The 18,888-nt window shown below is 47.1% G+C and carries 17 protein-coding genes and 1 riboswitch; of the genes, 11 read left to right on the forward strand and 6 right to left on the reverse strand.

Going from position 1 to position 18,888, the window contains the following annotated elements; all coding sequences use genetic code 11:
• Positions 1 to 121: 121 nt before the first annotated feature.
• The 5 genes from AC58UW_RS07220 (at position 122) to AC58UW_RS07240 (ending at position 7,193) form a co-directional block, all read left to right on the forward strand.
• Positions 122 to 1,927, forward strand: a complete 1,806-nt coding sequence (locus AC58UW_RS07220; RefSeq protein WP_497420027.1) for a sensor histidine kinase — start codon at positions 122 to 124, stop codon at positions 1,925 to 1,927.
• A complete protein-coding gene (locus AC58UW_RS07225) occupies positions 1,905 to 3,503 on the forward strand; it encodes a response regulator (RefSeq protein ID WP_497420028.1) in 1,599 nt (532 codons plus the stop codon). The genes AC58UW_RS07220 and AC58UW_RS07225 overlap by 23 nt, the downstream gene beginning before the upstream one ends.
• Before the next feature lie 89 nt (positions 3,504 to 3,592).
• The gene (locus tag AC58UW_RS07230; RefSeq protein ID WP_497420029.1) at positions 3,593 to 4,963 is read left to right on the forward strand and encodes an ABC transporter substrate-binding protein; all 1,371 of its coding nucleotides are present in this window, start codon (positions 3,593 to 3,595) and stop codon (positions 4,961 to 4,963) included.
• Between the two features lie 427 nt (positions 4,964 to 5,390).
• Complete coding sequence (locus AC58UW_RS07235) at positions 5,391 to 6,293, forward strand: carbohydrate ABC transporter permease (RefSeq protein ID WP_497420030.1); 903 nt, start codon at positions 5,391 to 5,393, stop codon at positions 6,291 to 6,293.
• 18 nt (positions 6,294 to 6,311) lie between these two features.
• Positions 6,312 to 7,193, forward strand: a complete 882-nt coding sequence (locus AC58UW_RS07240) for a carbohydrate ABC transporter permease (RefSeq protein ID WP_497420031.1) — start codon at positions 6,312 to 6,314, stop codon at positions 7,191 to 7,193.
• Between the two features lie 313 nt (positions 7,194 to 7,506).
• Here AC58UW_RS07240 and AC58UW_RS07245 read toward each other — a convergent pair whose 3' ends face one another.
• A complete protein-coding gene (locus AC58UW_RS07245; RefSeq protein ID WP_497420032.1) occupies positions 7,507 to 7,881 on the reverse strand; it encodes a hypothetical protein in 375 nt (124 codons plus the stop codon).
• Entirely contained in the window at positions 7,874 to 10,126 is a 2,253-nt protein-coding gene (locus AC58UW_RS07250) for an FAD-dependent oxidoreductase (RefSeq protein WP_497420033.1), read from the reverse strand. The genes AC58UW_RS07245 and AC58UW_RS07250 overlap by 8 nt, the downstream gene beginning before the upstream one ends.
• 177 nt (positions 10,127 to 10,303) lie before the next feature.
• On the opposite strand from AC58UW_RS07250, the gene AC58UW_RS07255 reads away from it, so the two are divergent.
• The 5 genes from AC58UW_RS07255 to htpG all read left to right on the forward strand — a co-directional run bounded on the left by AC58UW_RS07255 (position 10,304) and on the right by htpG (position 15,888).
• Positions 10,304 to 11,110 (forward strand): helix-turn-helix domain-containing protein, encoded by an 807-nt coding sequence (locus AC58UW_RS07255; RefSeq protein WP_497420034.1) that lies wholly within the window; start codon positions 10,304 to 10,306, stop codon positions 11,108 to 11,110.
• 48 nt (positions 11,111 to 11,158) lie between these two features.
• Entirely contained in the window at positions 11,159 to 11,818 is a 660-nt protein-coding gene (locus AC58UW_RS07260) for an NAD-dependent epimerase/dehydratase family protein (RefSeq protein WP_497420035.1), read from the forward strand.
• A gap of 355 nt (positions 11,819 to 12,173) precedes the next feature.
• A complete protein-coding gene (locus AC58UW_RS07265; RefSeq protein ID WP_497420036.1) occupies positions 12,174 to 12,623 on the forward strand; it encodes a MarR family winged helix-turn-helix transcriptional regulator in 450 nt (149 codons plus the stop codon).
• Positions 12,620 to 13,819, forward strand: a complete 1,200-nt coding sequence (locus AC58UW_RS07270) for an MFS transporter (RefSeq protein WP_497420037.1) — start codon at positions 12,620 to 12,622, stop codon at positions 13,817 to 13,819. Before AC58UW_RS07265 ends, AC58UW_RS07270 begins: the two co-directional genes overlap by 4 nt.
• A 191-nt stretch (positions 13,820 to 14,010) precedes the next feature.
• Positions 14,011 to 15,888, forward strand: a complete 1,878-nt coding sequence (gene htpG / locus AC58UW_RS07275) for a molecular chaperone HtpG (protein WP_497420038.1) — start codon at positions 14,011 to 14,013, stop codon at positions 15,886 to 15,888.
• 60 nt (positions 15,889 to 15,948) lie between these two features.
• Here htpG and AC58UW_RS07280 read toward each other — a convergent pair whose 3' ends face one another.
• Both AC58UW_RS07280 and nrdR read right to left on the reverse strand, forming a co-directional pair.
• A complete protein-coding gene (locus AC58UW_RS07280; protein ID WP_497420039.1) occupies positions 15,949 to 16,131 on the reverse strand; it encodes a hypothetical protein in 183 nt (60 codons plus the stop codon).
• 74 nt (positions 16,132 to 16,205) lie between these two features.
• Positions 16,206 to 16,301: riboswitch (cyclic di-GMP riboswitch) on the forward strand.
• A 481-nt stretch (positions 16,302 to 16,782) separates the two neighbouring features.
• On the reverse strand, positions 16,783 to 17,262 hold the full coding sequence (gene nrdR / locus AC58UW_RS07285) for a transcriptional regulator NrdR (RefSeq protein ID WP_127458074.1): 480 nt from the start codon (positions 17,260 to 17,262) through the stop codon (positions 16,783 to 16,785).
• Positions 17,263 to 17,371: 109 nt separating this feature from the next.
• Here nrdR and AC58UW_RS07290 point away from each other — a divergent pair, with 109 nt between their 5' ends.
• On the forward strand, positions 17,372 to 17,587 hold the full coding sequence (locus tag AC58UW_RS07290) for an alpha/beta-type small acid-soluble spore protein (protein WP_127458075.1): 216 nt from the start codon (positions 17,372 to 17,374) through the stop codon (positions 17,585 to 17,587).
• Between the two features lie 97 nt (positions 17,588 to 17,684).
• Here AC58UW_RS07290 and AC58UW_RS07295 read toward each other — a convergent pair whose 3' ends face one another.
• Together AC58UW_RS07295 and coaE are read right to left on the reverse strand one after the other, a co-directional pair.
• Complete coding sequence (locus AC58UW_RS07295; protein ID WP_497420040.1) at positions 17,685 to 18,266, reverse strand: lytic transglycosylase domain-containing protein; 582 nt, start codon at positions 18,264 to 18,266, stop codon at positions 17,685 to 17,687.
• A complete protein-coding gene (gene coaE / locus AC58UW_RS07300) occupies positions 18,263 to 18,859 on the reverse strand; it encodes a dephospho-CoA kinase (RefSeq protein ID WP_497420041.1) in 597 nt (198 codons plus the stop codon). Before coaE ends, AC58UW_RS07295 begins: the two co-directional genes overlap by 4 nt.
• Between the last annotated feature and the right edge of the window lie 29 nt (positions 18,860 to 18,888).

Consider the following 18,888-nt stretch of genomic DNA (forward strand, 5'->3'; position numbering starts at 1 on the left):
CGATTCTTTTTACTTTACGGCAAATTCTTTGATCTTGTTAGACCGCTTTCAAGTCCTATGGCATCATTGGATTCATCCGTTGTATGATAGAAATAGATCTTCCTACTAGGAAAATACAGGAATGGTGACGACCATGAATCTTTTGCGAAGTCCCTTCAAAACGTTACGCGGAAAAATTCTTATTTCCCTGTTTGTTCTCATCATTTTACCCGTCGTTATCATCCTTTACCGCTTCTATAATTCCTCTGAACTTATTGTCCAGATGCAGCTCAATCAATCCAACCAGACCGCCGTTGCTCAAAAAGCAGACAGGATGAACGATCTAGCCGTTCGTATTATTAAAGCCTCCAGCCTAATTATCAACGATCCAGAAACAGAAAAATTTCTAAGAGAGCCCGCTGACTGGTCCGATAGCTACAGCTCTTTCATTAAATTAACTAGCTTGCAAAAAAAACTGTCTAACGTGAAAGACCTGCTGCTCGACAGCGATTCTTATTTAGGCCTCTATGACAATCGGGGCTATACGCACACCACCTGGTCGGCAGTCACCAAAACGGATATTGCCTCCTATAGCAAGGAAAGCTGGTATCAACCCACCTTGCAGCTTGGCGGCTCTCCCTACTGGTCTGTACCCTACACGCTGCGCACTGCTGCCAGCAGTCAAGACCTCGTTGTCATGACTAGACAGGTCAACGGAGATTATACGAGCAATTACGGCTTTTTTATGATTGGGGTTCCGACATCGATATTCTTCTATAACGCGCAGGAGCTGCACCAGCAACAAGAAACCGGCGTCATCTCTTTTCTGTTAGATCAGGATCATAAGCTTCTACTTGGTGACAGTACGTCGAGCCATTTTAAAGCCTCAGATTCACTCCAAACCATGCACAAAGACGTCAGCGGCATTCAGAAAATAACCTTGAACAACCAGAACTACCTCGTCAATGATGCCTATGTTCCCCAGCTTGGCTGGAGGCTAGTACAGCTGATGAATCAGAAGGATTTTGCCACACAGTTAAGCCGTGAAAAAGACAAGTCCATCGGTTGGGTCGTCGCATGGTTTTTCTTATTTGCAATCGCTTTCATTATACTGATGCTCCGTGTTACTAGTCCTTTCAAGCAGCTCGCCAAATCGATGAACAGGGTCGGAAAAGGCGAATTTAATACGATGGTCACGATTAAAGGCGAGGATGAAATTGCCGTCTTGGGGAGTAACTTCAACAAGATGGTCAGCCATTTGCAGCATTTGATTGCCAACTTGTACGATGAGCAGCAGCGCAAACAGAAGGCGCAATTTCAGGCACTTCAGGCGCAAATTAATCCTCATTTTCTGCTGAATACACTTAATTCCATTAAATGGATGGCCATTCTATCGGGGGCAGAACACGTCAGCGAAATGATTACGAAGCTTGGCAAGCTGCTGGGCTTCACCATGCGCAATGAACAGGAATTCGTGACGCTCCGAGAAGAACTCGACTACATTCAGGTCTACCTCTCCCTACAAGAAATTCGCTATCATGATCAAATCAAGTTCTCTTTCGATATTCCAGAGTCGCTGCTGGATTGTGAAATGTTGAAGTTCACGCTGCAACCAGCAGTCGAAAATAGCATTATACACGGCAACCGCTTCCCGTTAATGATTGAGCTCCAGGCTACGGAAGTCGCCGGCAAGCTGCACATCCTCCTGCAGGATAACGGTGTCGGCATGAGCTTGGAGAAAATCCAACAAGTTGAAACCGAACTGAATCAACCCCACGTCAAATTCAGCGGAATCGGCATTCGGAATGTGAATGAACGAATTAAGCTGCATTTCGGCTCACAATACGGCATACACATCGCCAGCTCTCCGAGCGAAGGTGTTCGGTTGACATTGATACTGCCACTTAACAGGAGGGACCCCCAACATGCGCATTCTGATCGTAGATGATGAGATTTTGGTACGTATTGGGTTAAAAACGATTATTCCTATGGACAGCGAGGAATTCCAAGTGATTGGCGAAGCAGCCAATGGTCTCGAAGCTTTGGCGATTCTGGAGAACCATCCTTGTGAAATCGTGCTTACGGATATCCGTATGCCCGAAATGGATGGACTGGCGCTGCTCAAAATCATCCGAGAACGCTGGCCGGCCATGAAGTGCCTCATTTTATCGAATCATAGTGATTTCGCGTATGTGCAGATGGCCCTGCGGCTTGGGGCTACGGAATACATCACAAAGCTGGAAATTAGTCCTTCCGAGCTCATGCAGAAGCTGAGGGCTATTAGGGAACAGCTTCAGATCGAGAAGCAGGGGCTAACCGCCTATACAAAGTTGGAGCAAAAAGTGAACCAATACAGCAGCGAGGTGAAGGAAAAACGGCTTCGCGAGCTTGTGCTGGGGCATTCCTCCCGCAGAGAAGTCGAGCAGGAATTCATTGAGTTTCAATTGGAGCCTTTCCCTGCCCCACTTTCCGCCATTGCCATTCAAATTGAAGCTTATGATGAGTTAACGCATAACAATCGGTTTCAAAGCGATCGGCTTCTGACATACACGGTTAAGAATGTGCTTAGCGAAATTTTAAAAAAGTACGGAAACGGAGAATTGCTCGAGATTGGAGGAGGCAAATTTTGCGTGCTCATCGGCCAGTTAAACCCGGCTGTCCTGCAGGAAATGCAAAACGCCGTGCACACTTTTCTGAAGATTTCCATCTCCTGCGGTGTCTCTCCCCCAATAGAAGACCCTTATCTGCTTCAACAAGCCTATGAGAAAGCCGATTATTCGCTTAGCTATCGGTTTTATTTCGGGCGATCGTGCATCGTTTCCTATCAACAGATCCCCCCTGCTCCTCAGCGGCTGTCAGACCCTTGGGATGAAGAGGACTTATGTAAACGAATTGACGAACAGGATGAGTCGGGACTTAGACAGCGGTTGAAGGATTGGACGCAAGAGCTGCTGAGTAAAAAAGACGTACCTCCACTAATGCTGCGCGAGACGTGGCTCAGTCTGCTGCATATCTTTTCTCGCAGTCTCAAAGCAGAAGGCAACGATATTTATTCCGTAACGCTGCACGAGAATCAATACCCGTATCATGTGATACGGAACGCAGAAACGCTGCAGGATTTGGCAGACTGGTTTGTCGGTTGGATTCCCGTTTTCATGGCCTACAAACGGCAGCACGGCAAAGAAAAGCTGCGCCCTGAGATTCAAACCGTCATACGCATCATTACGGATCAGTACAATTTGCCGATGAAAGTAGCGGATTTGGCAAGCAAAGTCGGTTACACCGAAAATTATTTGAGCATTTTATTTAAAAAAGAAACAGGCAAAACCATCACGGATTACATGACCAACGTTCGGATGAAAACGGCTAGAGAGCTGCTCAAAAATCCCGATTACAAAATATTCGAAATCTCGGAGAAAATCGGCTACGCCGACCCGAATCATTTCAGCCGCAGCTTTAAGCAGCTCGAAGGTATGTATCCTACCGAATTTAGGAAATTGTATTTTGGCGGGCGAACATCATAGAATAATGCTTAACTTTGAAAGAATCGTGCGTGTCTTTTTCTGGCGGATTCCATTACGATTTAATTACCAAAAGAAAAGGGGATGAACACATGAAGAAAATCTTTGGAGTAAGTGCATCGCTCGCCCTCGCTGTAAGCGTTTTCGTAGCTGGCTGCGCAAAAACCGATGTTGCTCCTACTGCCTCCGCCACTGCAGCGCCTGCTGCAACAACGGCTGCCGCAACTCCGACGCCTGAAGCCCAAAAGCCGGTATCACTGAAGTTTTGGGGAGGCGTACCGCCAGAAAGCGGTCCGCAAGAAGCCGTCGACAATTGGAACAAAGCAAACCCGAACATTAAGGTTGAATATATCCGTTATGTGAATGATGATCCCGGTAACTTGAAGCTGGAAACCGCTTTGCTCTCCAATACCGACGCACCGGACATTTACATGAACTACGGCGATGATAAAATGACGAAGCGTCAAGCCGCCGGCATGGCAGAGCCACTCGATGATCTGATTGCCAAAGCGGGCTTTGACGTGGAAGGCATTATCGGCAGCGCCAATATCAAGAAATTTGCTGACGGCAAATATTATTATCTGCCTGCCAACAAGAACGTCGGTGCCGTGCTTTTCAATAAAAAAGCATTAGACGAAGCTGGCGAGAAGCTGCCAACCGCCTGGACATGGGATGACTTCAGCGCCCTTGCAGCGAAGCTCAATAAAGGCGAGCGCAAAGGCACAATGCTTGATCCAGCCTTGGCCACCTTCGGGGAGTTCGTCCTGCAAACCGGCAAAGCCAAAGACTCCTTCATCGCTGATGACGGCACGTCGAACTTCAACAGCCCGGCTCTGAAGAAAGGCTTGGAGCTTCAACAAAGCTTAGAGAGCAAAGGCATCATGATGAAATATTCCGAAGCCGTCGCCGGTAAAATTACGGTGCAGAACGAGCTGCTGACAGGCAAAGCGGCTATGACGCCTTCCCAAATCTATATTATCCGTTATATCAAAGATACGAAGAGCTTCCCGCATGATTTCAAAGTAGCTTTCGCTCCGTATCCGCAATTCACGGCTGGCGGCAACGTTAACCCTGGCGGCGGTATGGGCGACTACATGTCCATTAACAAAAACAGTAAAAATAAAGAAGCCTCAATGAAGTTCATTTCCTGGTACCTGCAAGAAGGCAACATGTCCATGGTTCCTGGCGGTCGTATTCCGACTAGTAAGAAAGCCGATGCCGGCAAAATTGCTTCTATCCTTATCGGTGATGCCAAAGATTTGATCGATGAAGAATCCCTGAAAGCACTGCTCGCTGGTAGTTACACATTCCCAACTGCTTACAACGTACCAGTCCCTACAGAACTGAAAGCAATCTACAAGGACGAAATGGAGAAATATTTACTTGGCGTCCAACCGATTGATAAAACGCTCGAAACCATGAAAACCCGCTCCGATACAACGATCAAAGGTGCCAAAAAATAAGTTCGTGCAGCCAAGGAAGCTGTCCCCACAAGTCATCCATTGACCTAGGGACAGCTTTTTTTGAATTTTTTGGACGCCTTCACGGAACTTCCGATTGGAGCTAGGCAACTGAGTATATGGGGCACTTGTAGGTAACGCCGATTCCTCCTGCTATTTGCTGCGATTAATCTATTTTTCCGGTAGCTAACTGGAGTTTCTGGCGCTAATTTTGCCAAATCCAGCTGATTTCCACGCCCGCCGACGATTTAGATGGAGTATATACCGCTATTTCGTTCACAGCCACTGAGCAGCGCAGATTAAAGGTAGTTTTTCCATCTAAACATTCTCAATAAAAATACAGAAACGTTCAATCTCACGCTATGTGCTTTAGGCTAGACTGTTGGTAAAGTATGCCTTATAACACATGAAACGAAAGGGTGACTCGCCCATGAGACCATTCTGGCAAACCGCGAAATTCAGGGAAAACCTCGCTGGTTACCTATTCATTTTGCCTAATTTTGTCGGGTATCTAGCCTTTATTTTATTGCCTATTCTATTCAGTCTCTATCTGGTGTTCGTGGATTGGGAATACCTTAAAGGCTTTGCCGGCATCACGTGGGTTGGCTTCGACAATTTTAAAGCGCTTCCAAGTGATCCGAAATTTCTCAAATCGCTCCAAAATAATACCGTGTTTACATTAGTCAGCGTGCCCGCCTCCATCGTAATCGGATTGTTCATGGCCGTTATTTTAAACAAGTATGTGTTTTTCAGAAATACGTTGCGGTTGCTGATCTTTTTACCTTACGTCTCCTCCCTTGTTGCCGTCTCTGTCATTTGGAGCATCATGTACCGTGCAACGAACGGACCTATCAACCAATTCCTGATATCGATCGGCATTGAACATCCGCCAGGTTGGCTATCCAGCCCCAAATCCGCGCTATTCGCCATTATTATCATGTCGGTGTGGGTCACAATCGGTTATGCCATGGTCATTTATTTGGCGGGTCTGCAAGGCATTTCTAAAGACTTGTACGAAGCAGCGGAGATTGACGGCGCCTCAAGGATTCGGCAATTTTTCCAAATCACGGTTCCCATGCTAACGCCAACGACATTTCTCATTGCCATTACGCTCATCATTTGGTCCTTCCAGGTATTCGGTCCAGTCGCAGTTATGACGCAGGGAGGTCCGATTGACTCAACGATGGTGCTGTCCTATCACATTTATCTGCTTGCTTTCCGTTTCTATAAAATGGGTTATGCGGCTGCGGTCTCATGGGTGCTGTTCACCATTATCTTCATCATCACACTCATTCAGTGGCAGAGCCAAAAGCGTTGGCAGGATCACTTCTAGATAGAAAGGAGAACGATTATGGAAACCACTTATCCGGTGCAAGCCACGAAACAGAAGACGCGTGTGAAAAGCAAGCAGCTTCCCTGGGCCATTAAAGCAATCATCACTATCGTTATAGCAGCCTTCGCGCTAATCATGATACTGCCTTACATCTGGATGATCTCTACCTCTTTTAAAATCAATGGAGAAGTATTCAAGTATCCGATTGACTGGATTCCGAAAACATGGCATTTTGAAAATTATAAGCAAGTGTGGACGGGTCCCAATCCCTTTTATCTGTTTTATTTAAACTCCATCAAAATCACTGGAATTACAGTTGCAGGCAACTTACTCACAAGTGCAATGGCCGGCTATGCCTTCGCCAAAATCCGCTTCAAAGGACGCAATTTCCTGTTCCTGCTTTATCTTTCAACGATGATGATTCCAAGCCAAGTACTCCTCCTCCCGCGCTTTATCTTGTTCGATTCTATGAAACTAATCAACACGCACTATTCGCTTATTTTGCCAGGTTTATTTACGGTATTTGGCACATTCCTGATGAGACAGTTCTTTAGCACGCTTCCAAATGAACTGCTCGAAGCCGCCCGTGTAGACGGAGCCGGGTACTGGCGCACCTTCTGGCAGATTTCTTTGCCGCTCATCAAACCAGCTATCGTCACCCTGCTCATTCTCTCGTTCACTTCCCATTGGAACGAATACGAAGGTCCGCTTATTTACCTCAGGGACAAACATCTATTTACGATTCCGCTAGGGCTAACCAGCTACGTCGAAGAGTTCGGGACCAATTATGTCCTAACCATGGCTGCTTCGGTTTCCGCTCTGCTGCCCCTTCTCATCGTCGTGATCGTCTGTCAGAAGTGGTTCGTGGAGGGCTTCGCCAGTTCAGGGTTGAAAGGTTAGAAGGGCATCGTTTGCGAAAAGGCTGCTGCCCGTTAAACTTCCCAAGGCTATCCAATCCAGTAGTTGATTGGATAGCCTTGGTTTTTTGTCTTCATTGGATGATTTCCAATGAAATCGTTGTTTTTGCGGGCTGATCGTCGTTTTCGTTGGACAGAATCCAACGAACTCAACTGAAAAGCCCTAATAAACACCGTAAATAGCTGGCTGCGTTGGATTCCGTCCAATGAGAAGGCAGTTTCAACGACCAAAACCCTACTTTCATTGGAATCCATCCAATGAGTTCACCAGTGCACTTCACTACACTACACTACCTCTACCCCACCCCTACCTCTCCCCCTCCCCCTTCCTCTACCTCTACCTCTACCTCTACCTCTACCTCTACCTCTACCTCTACCCCTCCCCCTCCCTCTACCTCTACCTCTCCCTCTACCTCTCCCCCTACCTCTACCTCTACCTCTACCTCTACCTCTACCTCTACCTCTACCTCTACCTCTACCTCTACCCCTACCTCTCCCCCTACCCCTCCCTCTACCTCTACCTCTACCTCTACCTCTCCCCCTACCCCTCCCTCTACCTCTACCTCTACCTCTACCTCTACCTCTACCTCTACCTCTACCTCTACCTCTACCTCTACCTCTACCTCCAGCAACCTCACCAGCATCCCAGGGTTAGCCTCTTTATTACCCATACACCCGAACTTCCACCACTTCCGCACTCGGGCTCCCGTTCGTCGACTCGACGATTAGCCGCAATCGCGTTGCAGAAACGCTGCTTGCCAACTCGTGTCTGCGTGTCCTTTTCCGATTATTCACCTCACGCTGCAGAACGACCCACATCCCATCCACATTAGCCTCAATCCGGTAATCTTTCACTAATTCCGGCATGACGTCAAAGGACGTTCTAAACGCGTGCAGATTGATCAAATCTTGATTCACATTATCATTAAAAGTGACCTGCACCCGTCTGATCTCTTTCGGCTCCGCCCACTCCAGCTCAAGCCACTCTTCTCTGCCTGCTGCCATGAGCTCCGACATCCACAAGTGCGGCGTGCCATAAGGACGCAGATAGCCGTCCGTCACGTTCTCCGCCGAGTAGGCGCTTGTCGCTTCAGAAGCTCGGAAGCAGATCGGCTTGCGGTCTAAGCCGCCTTTCATGCTCCACAGCACAACAGGCTGCTCCGGCTGGTGATCTTCGAGCTTCGGATCAACGATCGGTTTCGCTCCCTTTACCAAAGCGATCGTCCCTGTTCTTGGCTCATTCGCATGGTACACCGTTACGTCCTCGTTCGCTTTTACAATGACAAAAGCGTTCTGCGCCACCTCCGGCTCCCAGTGAAGATCAAATCCAACCCACTGCCGCTCCCCGGCCTCTATACGGGCTGATGCTGCAGTAATCAAGCTCTTCGGCACATAGTTCTCGGCGCGTCCAGTATTCCACAGCTCCACGGTAATCGTCGTTGCCTCCGAGACGTCTGCCAGAAGCTCAAAGCCCCGCAGCACCGGAGCTACTGGGAACAACACGGCCACGTCCGTGCGCAAGCGCCTAGGCTCCACAGGCTGCTCCACGCTTACCTTGTTTAACGTGCTCGACGCCGTTACCTTCGCCTGGCGGGCCAGATCCGCCTCATCTTCGCTGCGCAGACCGATGATTGAAGCATCCTGACGCAGCAGGGTCTGCTGCAGCTCCTTCAGATGCTTCTGATGCAGCTCGCGCGGCATCACCTGTTTTTGCACGCACAGGGCTGCGCCCGTACCTGCCGCCTCTCCAATGACGGCGCAGGTTGCCATGACCCGCGTCGTGCCGAACGCAACATGTGAAGCGCTGATATTGCGTCCCGCCATCAGCATGTTGCTGACGTTCACCGAATACAGCGAACGGAACGGGATATGGTAGATGCCATCGGCATGCAAGTGCTTAGATCCGCTCTCCGTAGCGTACATCCCTTGCGATGGGTGCAAATCAATGGACCATCCGCCGAAAGCGATGCGATCTTCAAAAGGCGTCTGCTCCATAATATCGTTTTGACCCAGCACATAATCGCCGACAAAACGCCGGTATTCCCTTTTTCCGGGTAATGCGCCGACCCACTCTAGCGTCATTTGCTGCGCTTCAAAGCTGCCGGAGTTTTTAATATAATCCCAAATTCCGTATATGACCGACCATAACTCGTCACGGATCTTTTCATTCTCATGCACCGTGTCCAGCTCGCCGCCCCACTCAATCCACCAATAGTGACAGCCCGAATCTCCGCTGCGAATGACCCTTTTGATCGGAATTGATGTCTTCGTAATATCCTTCGCAAAGCTCGGAGGGTTGAATTTAACCGGATGGCCCGCATCTTTCGTATAAAATAAAATTGTGCTGCCCAGTGTGATGCCGTCCGCCACTTCAGGCGCCCAGTCCTCGCCGTACTCCTGTCTCGCTTCGCGTCCAATCCTATATTTCGCGCCAGCTAGAAACCCGATGAGTCCATCCCCTGTGCAATCCAGAAACACTTCGCTTTCGAAACGAATTCTTCGCTCAGAACCCATCATCCAACCTGTGACGCTGCGGATCATCCGATTCTCCTCATCGCCATCGGCCTCCACTTCATGAACGTCCGTGTTGAGAAAAAGCTGAATACGGCTCTCTGCGCGCACCGCTTCGAGTACTGTCAAATCCCACAAATACGGATTGCCATCCATATTCTGAAATTGGTTCTCGACGAACAGCTCCCCCATAATGCCCGTTTCACGCGCATAGCGGTTGACCCCGTGCCCTGTCGCGCCGCAGACCCAAACACGCACCTCGCTGGAGGAATTCCCCCCTAACATAGGTCGATTCTGAACGAGTGCTACCGTTTGCCCAAGTCTTGCCGCTGCAATCGCTGCACACACACCGGATAAACCGCCGCCGATAACGGAAATATCCGTTTTTACCAGTTCCTCTTTCATATGCATTTCCCCCTCCACGCACGCTTATATCTTCATTTTAATTCATCGTAAGCGCTTTACTCCATGCACGTATTCAACATAAATATATACAAAATTTCACACCCATCTATCTTTACTTCCACGGTTTATATATGCTAGTCATGTGGGACAAATTGGCAGAAGCGGGGGTGGCAAATCGTGCGAATACGCGATGTAACGACCACGAAACCGGAAGTGATTAGCCATGTATACTGGAGGGAGAAAGCCGCCTTTCAACTGCAAGAGGACGTGAACGACATTTGGGTGATATTTGCTGTGGAAGAGGGCAGCTTCACCTACAAAATCGGTCCGCAGGAAGGCACCGCCTCTTTCGGTGATCTCGTGTTTTGTCCGCCTGGGTTTGCTTTTCGGAGAGAAGTCATCCACCCGTTGTCCTTTCACGTCATTTTGCTGCGTTGGGTCAATGAAGAGAAGCGTGCCTTACTTACTGAAGACGGCATCCCTGCCGGTAAAATAGCCGTCTATGATTTACATCGACTCACATCCACCTACACTTATTTGCGAAAGTGGGCAGAGCTTAGCTCCGATGCTTCCACCTCTCTGCGTCATCATTTTGTGACGGATATCTGGATGCAGGTTGTGGAAGAATGGCATACAGGCTCGCGCGTACCTTCCGGTGTAAAGGACAGTCTTGTGCAGAAAGCCATGGACTATATGCTAGAGCATGCAGCGTCCTCGTTCAATTTGAAACGGCTCGCCATGGAGCTAGGGCTTACGCAGGTGCAGTTTACGCGGAGATTCAAAAAATCGACCGGCATAGCGCCGCTTGATTACCTAACCTCTCTGAGATTGCAGAAGGTACAGAAATTATTGCTCGATAGCAACTTGACGCTGCAGCAAATTGCGGGACAATGCGGATTCGAGAATGAATTCTATTTGAGCCGTGTGTTTAAAAAGCACATGCGAATGACCCCCTCGCATTACCGGAAGCTGCACCTTTTATGAACCCTTTTAAGAGGAAACAATGGAAGTAAATAGAGAGGTGTGATCTCATTGAACGTTCTTCTTTTCGGAGCAACCGGCATGGTAGGGCAATCTGTGCTGCGGGAATGTCTCCTTGATACACGGATCAAGAGTGTAGTAACACTAGGTCGAAATGCAACCGGCCAACGTCACCCGAAACTGCACGAGCTCGTACATGCGAACTTGCTGGATCTGTCGGCGCTGGAGGGTGAACTCTCCGGGTTTGATGGTTGCTTTTTCTGCCTTGGCGTCTCTTCAGCGGGAATGAGCGAGGAGAAATATACGGCGGTAACGTACGATCTAACCATGAGTGTAGCAAAGACTTTGGCGAAGTTGAACCCCAACATGACATTTATCTATGTGACTGGCGCCGGTACAGATAGCTCAGAGCGAGGGCGCAGCATGTGGGCGCGTGTCAAAGGCAAAACAGAAAATGACCTGCTCAAGCTGCCTTTTAAAGCGGCGTATATGTTCCGGCCTGGAGGCATTCTACCCCTGCATGGCGTTAGATCCAAAACAAAGCTATATCAGGCGATTTATACCCTTATGAAGCCTTTTTACCCGATGCTTGAAAAATGGTTCCCGAATTCGGTCACGACCTCGGAGAAGGTCGGCCGCTCCATGATTCAAGTTGCTATCCACGGCTATCCCAAGTCGATCATTGAGAGCAGTGATATTAATCGCTACTAACTTCCCTAACCAACTGAAAAAGGACTCCTCGCGGAGTCCTCTTCGGACGGTGACAAATTGATGGTACTTTTGCCTTGAACCCTACTACGCTCGGTAACTACCTCATCACATTCCTGCAGTTTATGACTACATTAATGGCCTGCGGCACATCTCCTCGCTTTACGGTAGATTCAACAACAACTTCCCTGGTATTTCGTCTACATGAAATGCGACACAACACCTCTCTAAATCACCGTCGAGAATAGTATGTCCGATCTGAATTGTCTTATTCAAAGCACCTCTAAATGATTGACGAATTTATTTGCTAAGAATATAATTGCTATAGCAAGTAATTTTTGAAATGAGGTTTTGTGCTATGCAGCTGGATCATTCCTTGGGGTTTATATTGAATCATGCCGGGCGCCGAATGACACAGCTTTTAAGCTCGCAATTTCAGCCTTATGATATGACGACAGAACAGTGGGTCGTGCTTCATCGTCTGGCGTGCGAGGATGGTATTACACAGAAGCTTCTCGCTATTCGCGCGGAAAAAGATCAAACGAATATCACCCGAATCCTCGACCAATTGGAGCGCAAAGGCATGATTGAACGCCGCGCTAATGAGCAGGATCGAAGGTCCTTTCTAACGTTCATTACGGAACAGGGAAGAGCTATGAATGCCATCCTCACCCCGATAGAGCAAAAGGTCATCGCCTCGCTAGTCAGCAGCTTCACAGAGGAACAGGCTTCCCTACTCAAGGCGCTCCTTATTCAAATCACCCAAGAAGCCAACGCACGGATCAAGGAAGTGGAGGAATCACAGTGAATACCGATCAGAAATTGTGGAATCGCGACTTTGTTGCTGTATGTCTCAGCAGCTTTTTTTTATTCATGACCTTTTATATTCTAGCCGTAACTCTGCCTATCTTTGTCACAGATACCTTGCATGCAAGGCAGCAGCAAATCGGTCTGGTCATGACTGTCTTTATTATATCAACCGTTATTTTACGGCCGTTAACCGGTAAATGGATGGACGAATGGAATCGGAAGAAGATTATCTCCTTCTCACTTGCCCTCTTTATGATTTGCACCGCGATGTATCCCTTTATTCATCAGTATGGTGTATTGCTTGGCCTTCGGTTTCTTCATGGCATAGGCTTTGGGATGGCAACCACAGCCGCAGGGGCTGTAGCTATTGATCTCGTGCCAGAGCGCCGCAAAGGAGAAGGCATCGGATATTTCAGTCTTTTCATGAGCTTGGCAATGGTTGTCGGACCGTTCCTCGGTTTAACGATTATGCAATCTAACAATAATGCGCTGCTGTTTGGCGTATGTATCGTATTCTCCGTGCTCTCCCTTATGTTCGGGTTATCCCTCCGCATCCCGCAGCGCGTCGTACACGCGTCTATGAAACCGGAAAAGGGCTGGAGAAAATTCATCGAGCCGCGCGCTATTCCCATTTCCTTGACGGGTAGTGTACTCGCTTTCTCCTATGGCGCCATTACAACCTTTCTGTCCGTTTACGCAAAAGCGAACGGGTTGGAGAAATATGCGAGCTACTTCTTCATGGTGTTCGCATTAATGATTGTCATTTCCAGACCGTTTACCGGCAAATGGTTCGATCGCTCAGGACCTAACGGCTTAGTTTATCCTGGCGTTATTTTATTCACTCTGGGGATGATTGCCCTCAGTCTGATATCTTCCCCCGTTCCATTTCTTGTCGCCGGCGGACTGCTGGGACTAGGCTTCGGCGCGATGCTCCCTAGCTTCCAAACCATCGCCATCCAAGCCGCGCCTGCCCACCGAAGAGGACTAGCCACAGGCACGTATTTCTTGCTCTTCGATACTGGCTATGGAATCGGCTCGTATGTGCTTGGCCTTGTGGCATCCAAAACAAACTATCACACGATGTACTTCGTGGCCGGAATTGTTGTCGCATGTTCGGCACTGCTGTATTACGGCCTGCATCACCGGAGATCAAGTGTCGCCCTGAAGCCCGGACCAGCGGCTTCCATGAAATAAGAAAATGCCGTTTCTCACTACCACCTCGGGGTGCACGGAGAAACGGCATTTTTTTGTCATTTTCACAGGAGATTAACGATGAATAGCAATTGACATTAATTTGGAGGAATGATATAAAAATAAGGTGTAGCACTCAAGTAGAGAGAGTGCTAATATTGAACTATTGTTACATATCGAGAGGAGATTTAACCGTGGAAAAGAAACAGTTTCAGGCTGAGTCCAAAAGACTATTAGAAATGATGATTAACTCCATTTACACGCAAAGAGAAATCTTCTTGAGAGAGCTAATCTCCAACTCCAGCGATGCCATTGATAAAATTTACTACAAAGCGCTAACAGACGATTCGTTGGTATTTGACAAAGATAGCTACTTTATTAAAGTCATTGCAGACAAAACCAACAGAACGCTAACAATCCGAGATACCGGTATTGGAATGACGAAGGAAGATTTGGAGAACAATCTAGGGATCATTGCGAAGAGCGGCTCCCTTGCGTTCAAAAAAGAAAACGAAGCCAAAGACGGCCATAATATTATCGGTCAATTCGGCGTAGGCTTCTACTCTGCGTTCATGGTAGCGGATGTCGTGACAGTGACAAGTAAAGCACTTGGCAGCGACACGGCTTACAAATGGGAGTCCACGGGTGCTGATGGCTATACGATCGAAGCAGCAGAGAAACATGCCATTGGTACAGAAATCGTCTTGCAAATCAAAGAGAATACGGAAGATGATAACTACGACGAGTATTTGGACGAGTACCGTTTGAAAGCTATCATCAAAAAATATTCCGACTTCATCCGTTACCCTATTAAAATGGATGTTGCCGGCAAAAGGCTCAAAGAAGGCACAGAAGATGAGTTCGAAGATTATCAAGATGAGCAGCAGCTCAACAGTATGGTGCCAATCTGGAGAAAAAATAAAAGTGAACTAACGCCTGAGGATTATGAGAAGTTCTACCATGAGAAACATTACGGCTTCGATAAGCCGCTTAAGCATATTCATGTTAGCGCGGACGGGGCTGTTGTTTACCAAGCGATCCTCTTTATCCCGGAAAGCATGCCATTCGACTACTATTCCAAGGAATATGAAAAAGGCTTAGAGCTATACGCTAATGGCGTTTTGATCATGAACAAATGCGCAGACTTGCTTCCGGACTTTTTCAGCTTCGTGAAAGGGATGGTCGATTCCGAAAGCTTGTCTCTGAACATTTCCAGAGAGATGCTGCAGCATGACCGTCAATTAAAGCTGATCGCCAAAAACATTCAGAGCAAAATCAAAGGTCAACTTCAGTCCATGCTGAAGGATGAAAGAGAGAAATACGAGACTTTCTACAAATCGTTCGGTCGTCAACTTAAATTCGGTGTCTACAGCGATTACGGGACTCATAAGGACGTTCTGCAAGACTTGTTGATGTTCCACTCCTCCAAAGAGAAGAAGCTCGTGACACTCGACGAGTACATCGCTAGAATGCCGGAAGATCAGAAGTACATTTACTACGCATCTGGGGAGTCCATGGAACGCATTGATAAGCTTCCGCAAACGGAGCTTGTTACCGATAAAGGCTACGAAATCCTGTACTTCACAGACGATATCGACGAATTTGCCATCAAAATGATCATGACTTACAAGGAAAAAGAATTCAAATCTGTTTCCAGCGGCGATCTCGGCATTGAAGCTGACGACAAATCCGAGACCGAAGCAGACAAAAACGAAAATAAAGAGCTTTTCGACTACATGACTAGTTTATTGTCTGGCAAAGTTACCAACGTCAAAGCATCCAAGCGTCTCAAAAAGCATCCGGTGTGCCTATCTACAGACGGTGACGTGACCATCGAGATGGAAAAAATCTTGAATGCGATGCCGAATAACCCGAATGTGAAAGCGGAAAAGGTGCTTGAAATCAACATGAACCATGAAGTCTTCGGCTCGTTGAAAGACGCTTTCGAAAAAGACAAAGAGAAGCTTAACCTGTATACAGCCCTCTTGTACAACCAAGCCCTCCTCATCGAAGGTTTGCCACTTCAAGATCCGGTTGAGTTCACGAACGACATATGTAAAATTATGGTGTAGATCAATCTCCTTCATCAAGAGCACTGCCGCCGCTATGGTTGCAGTGCTTCTTTCTGAGATTTAGGAAAGCTCATCAAGTCTAATCATCAGCTGCGCGGCTCTATCCTCACTCCGTTTATTAGCGTCCATATTCGAATACACATAAGCCAGCAATCGATCTTGATCAATTCCTAACGAGCTGGCTACCTTCATAATATCTAATTCATAAGAAAAACCTGGAATTTGATTGGATTTGACGGACATATGCTTCAACCATCCTTCGAATAGATGTAATAAATGGAAATAATGTGATATAGTTTTCTTACAAGCATTAATCGGCACGACAAAGGCAAAACCACTGAAAAGTGGTGACGCAAAGCTACAGGGACTAATTTGGCAACGATCCATGTCCAAAATGTCAGCCAGCTGCCAAAACAGCCTCCGTCCGATTAATGTAGAATGACTTAGGAGGAGCTGATAATAAGGATGGAGAAAATTGTGTTAAATGGAAACATGAGCCTGGATGTGGAAAACTTAATTGCTAACCTGCATCTACCAGAAAGTGATATTTTGAACATGTTCTCCTTTAAGTTTAATAACAACGTGCTGTCCCCCGAGGAATCAATTCGGTTTATTCAATTTCTTAGGAGTGAACTGGACAAACGTACTCAATAACAGAATTATGCACGAACGTCCACAAAAATGCAGTCGGTTGATGTCTATAAAATTATTTTTTTTAAAATCGAACGAAATCGCGTAATGATAGCTTTCTAAGGATAAAACAGTAAAAAAGACAACGGGAATCCCGCTGTCTTTTTCTTATTTTTTGTCAGATTTAAGGTTTAAAGTTTAGTTGTATAACAAATAAAAGCCGATCTGAGCACGTTCAGAAGAACGAATCAGAGCCGGCTTTCTTTATTTGTCCCGGAGTAGGCCGGGATCATGCTTTCCCAATATTTGCGTTAGCTCTTTTAGGAACATGTTAATGTCCTTAAATTGTCGGTAAACGGAGGCGAAGCGAATGTAAGCCACTTCATCGACTGGGTACAATTGCTCCATGACGATTTCGCCAATGCCTAAACTGTCAACTTCCGCATGAGCCGTCGTGCGAAGCTGCATTTCAACTTCAGATACGAGCATCTCCAGTCTCTCCATGGACACCGGACGCTTCTCGCAGGCACGTATTAAACCTCTTAAAATTTTCTCACGACTAAATTCTTCCCTGCTGCCATCCTTTTTAATCACAATAAGCGGTGTTTCTTCCACCATCTCAAAGGTGGTGAATCTTCGGGCGCATTTCTCACATTCCCGGCGACGGCGGATCGATTTGTTTTCATTAGCTGAACGTGAGTCAAGCACTTTCGTACCGGAATAATCACAGAACGGACACTTCATTCGCTATCTCTCCTTTCTCTCTATCTAATGGATTACCAGATGTTACATGTCATGAACGATGAAGAAGTGCGCACAATACTAGTACCAACCGACAAGGAGGTGAACAGACATGAGCGCAGGAAACAGCAACACGCTAGTTGTTCCTCAAGCTAACGCAGCGTTGGATCAGTTGAAATACGAAGTAGCCCAAGAACTTGGTATCTCTATCCCACAAGATGGATACTACGGTAACATGGCTACTCGTGACACTGGTGCCATCGGTGGTCACATTACTCGTCGCCTGGTACAAATCGCAGAACAATCTTTGGCTGGTCAATTCAAGTAATCTTGAGTAGAAGTAGCCGCTGAATCTGCAAACGGGAAGTATTGGACTTTAAGCCCCCCTAAAGGAGCTAGTCCAATGCTTCTTTGTTTTGTGGAGACTATGATTGCTTGTTTTCCCATTGATCTGAATAAAGTTTGGTATATTTCTCGTAATAATAAATAACACGCTGAACATAATGACGCGTTTCGCCGAATGGAATTTGGTCAATGCGCTCCTGAGAGCCGTCCCAAACGTTCGTTTGCTTCCATTTATTCACATTCCCTTGTCCTGCATTGTAAGCTGCAATCGCATAAATTAAATTTCCATTGTAATGCTTGTTAAGCCAGCTCAAATACCAAGAACCGAGATTAATGTTCACATCCGCTTTTAATAAATCTTCCTGGGTATGAGGTCCTAAATTGGTGGACTCCACAATCCATTCTGCCGTATCTGGCATTAGCTGCATAAGCCCTACAGCACCTTTGCTTGATTGCAAATGGTGCTTATAGTTCGTTTCCACCCTGATGATGGCTGCAATGAGGAAAGGGTCTATATTGTGCTTCGCCGCACTTTGCCTAATTTCCTGCTCAAAATAGATCGGATACAACTTTCTTCCTATAAAAGTGCTGTTCATAAAGAGGACAAGAACGAAACAAACGAGTAAAAGGGCAAAAACTCGTTTTTTGCGTAAAAACTTCATGAAAGCCCCTTCTCTAGCCAAAACCGTTGAACCTCAGCAAAGGTTTCTTCCCAGGTTCCGCTGTTGTCGATCACGATATCCGCCCGTTTGCGTTTTTCTTCTATCGACATTTGTGCGTTGATTCGGTTGTTGGCCGCGCTTTCCGTTAAGTGATCTCTGCGCATTAAACGTTCCACCTGAATGTGAAGAGGCACATACACGACCATTACTTCTTTGAACATAAAGGATAGATCGGATTCAAACAATAAAGGAATATCGACGACAACCAGCTTGTCCGGAAATTGCTTTTCATAGGCTTCCATCTGCTCTCTAATCATCTTGCGAATAGGCGGGTGTAAGATGTGTTCTAGTTGTTTACGTGCTTCTGTACTCCCAAATACGATCTCTCCTAGCTTTTTACGATGCAGCGAGCCGTCTTCCTGAATGACCGCTTGTCCAAAATGCGCAGCAACCTGTTCGAGAACAGGGCTGCCGGGCAGGACAACATCGCGCGCAATTTGATCAGCATCTACTAATAGAGCGCCTCGGCTAACCAGCATGGCGCTAACCGTGCTTTTGCCGCAAGCGATTCCTCCTGTTAACCCGATATTCATAGGCAAATCTCTCCTAAGTGTATTCCTGT

The sequence above is a fragment of the Paenibacillus sp. J22R160 genome (assembly GCF_059692135.1).

Bases quoted from the DNA above. Each gene is read 5' to 3' on its own strand.
- AC58UW_RS07220 (WP_497420027.1), top strand. From the start codon at position 122: ATGGTGACGACCATGAATCTTTTGCGAAGTCCCTTCAAAACGTTACGC.
- AC58UW_RS07225 (WP_497420028.1), top strand. From the start codon at position 1,905: ATGCGCATTCTGATCGTAGATGATGAGATTTTGGTACGTATTGGGTTA.
- AC58UW_RS07230 (WP_497420029.1), top strand. From the start codon at position 3,593: ATGAAGAAAATCTTTGGAGTAAGTGCATCGCTCGCCCTCGCTGTAAGC.
- AC58UW_RS07235 (WP_497420030.1), top strand. From the start codon at position 5,391: ATGAGACCATTCTGGCAAACCGCGAAATTCAGGGAAAACCTCGCTGGT.
- AC58UW_RS07240 (WP_497420031.1), top strand. From the start codon at position 6,312: ATGGAAACCACTTATCCGGTGCAAGCCACGAAACAGAAGACGCGTGTG.
- AC58UW_RS07245 (WP_497420032.1), bottom strand. From the start codon at position 7,881: ATGGGTAATAAAGAGGCTAACCCTGGGATGCTGGTGAGGTTGCTGGAG.
- AC58UW_RS07250 (WP_497420033.1), bottom strand. From the start codon at position 10,126: ATGAAAGAGGAACTGGTAAAAACGGATATTTCCGTTATCGGCGGCGGT.
- AC58UW_RS07265 (WP_497420036.1), top strand. From the start codon at position 12,174: ATGCAGCTGGATCATTCCTTGGGGTTTATATTGAATCATGCCGGGCGC.
- AC58UW_RS07280 (WP_497420039.1), bottom strand. From the start codon at position 16,131: ATGTCCGTCAAATCCAATCAAATTCCAGGTTTTTCTTATGAATTAGAT.
- nrdR (WP_127458074.1), bottom strand. From the start codon at position 17,262: ATGAAGTGTCCGTTCTGTGATTATTCCGGTACGAAAGTGCTTGACTCA.
- AC58UW_RS07290 (WP_127458075.1), top strand. From the start codon at position 17,372: ATGAGCGCAGGAAACAGCAACACGCTAGTTGTTCCTCAAGCTAACGCA.
- AC58UW_RS07295 (WP_497420040.1), bottom strand. From the start codon at position 18,266: ATGAAGTTTTTACGCAAAAAACGAGTTTTTGCCCTTTTACTCGTTTGT.
- coaE (WP_497420041.1), bottom strand. From the start codon at position 18,859: ATGAATATCGGGTTAACAGGAGGAATCGCTTGCGGCAAAAGCACGGTT.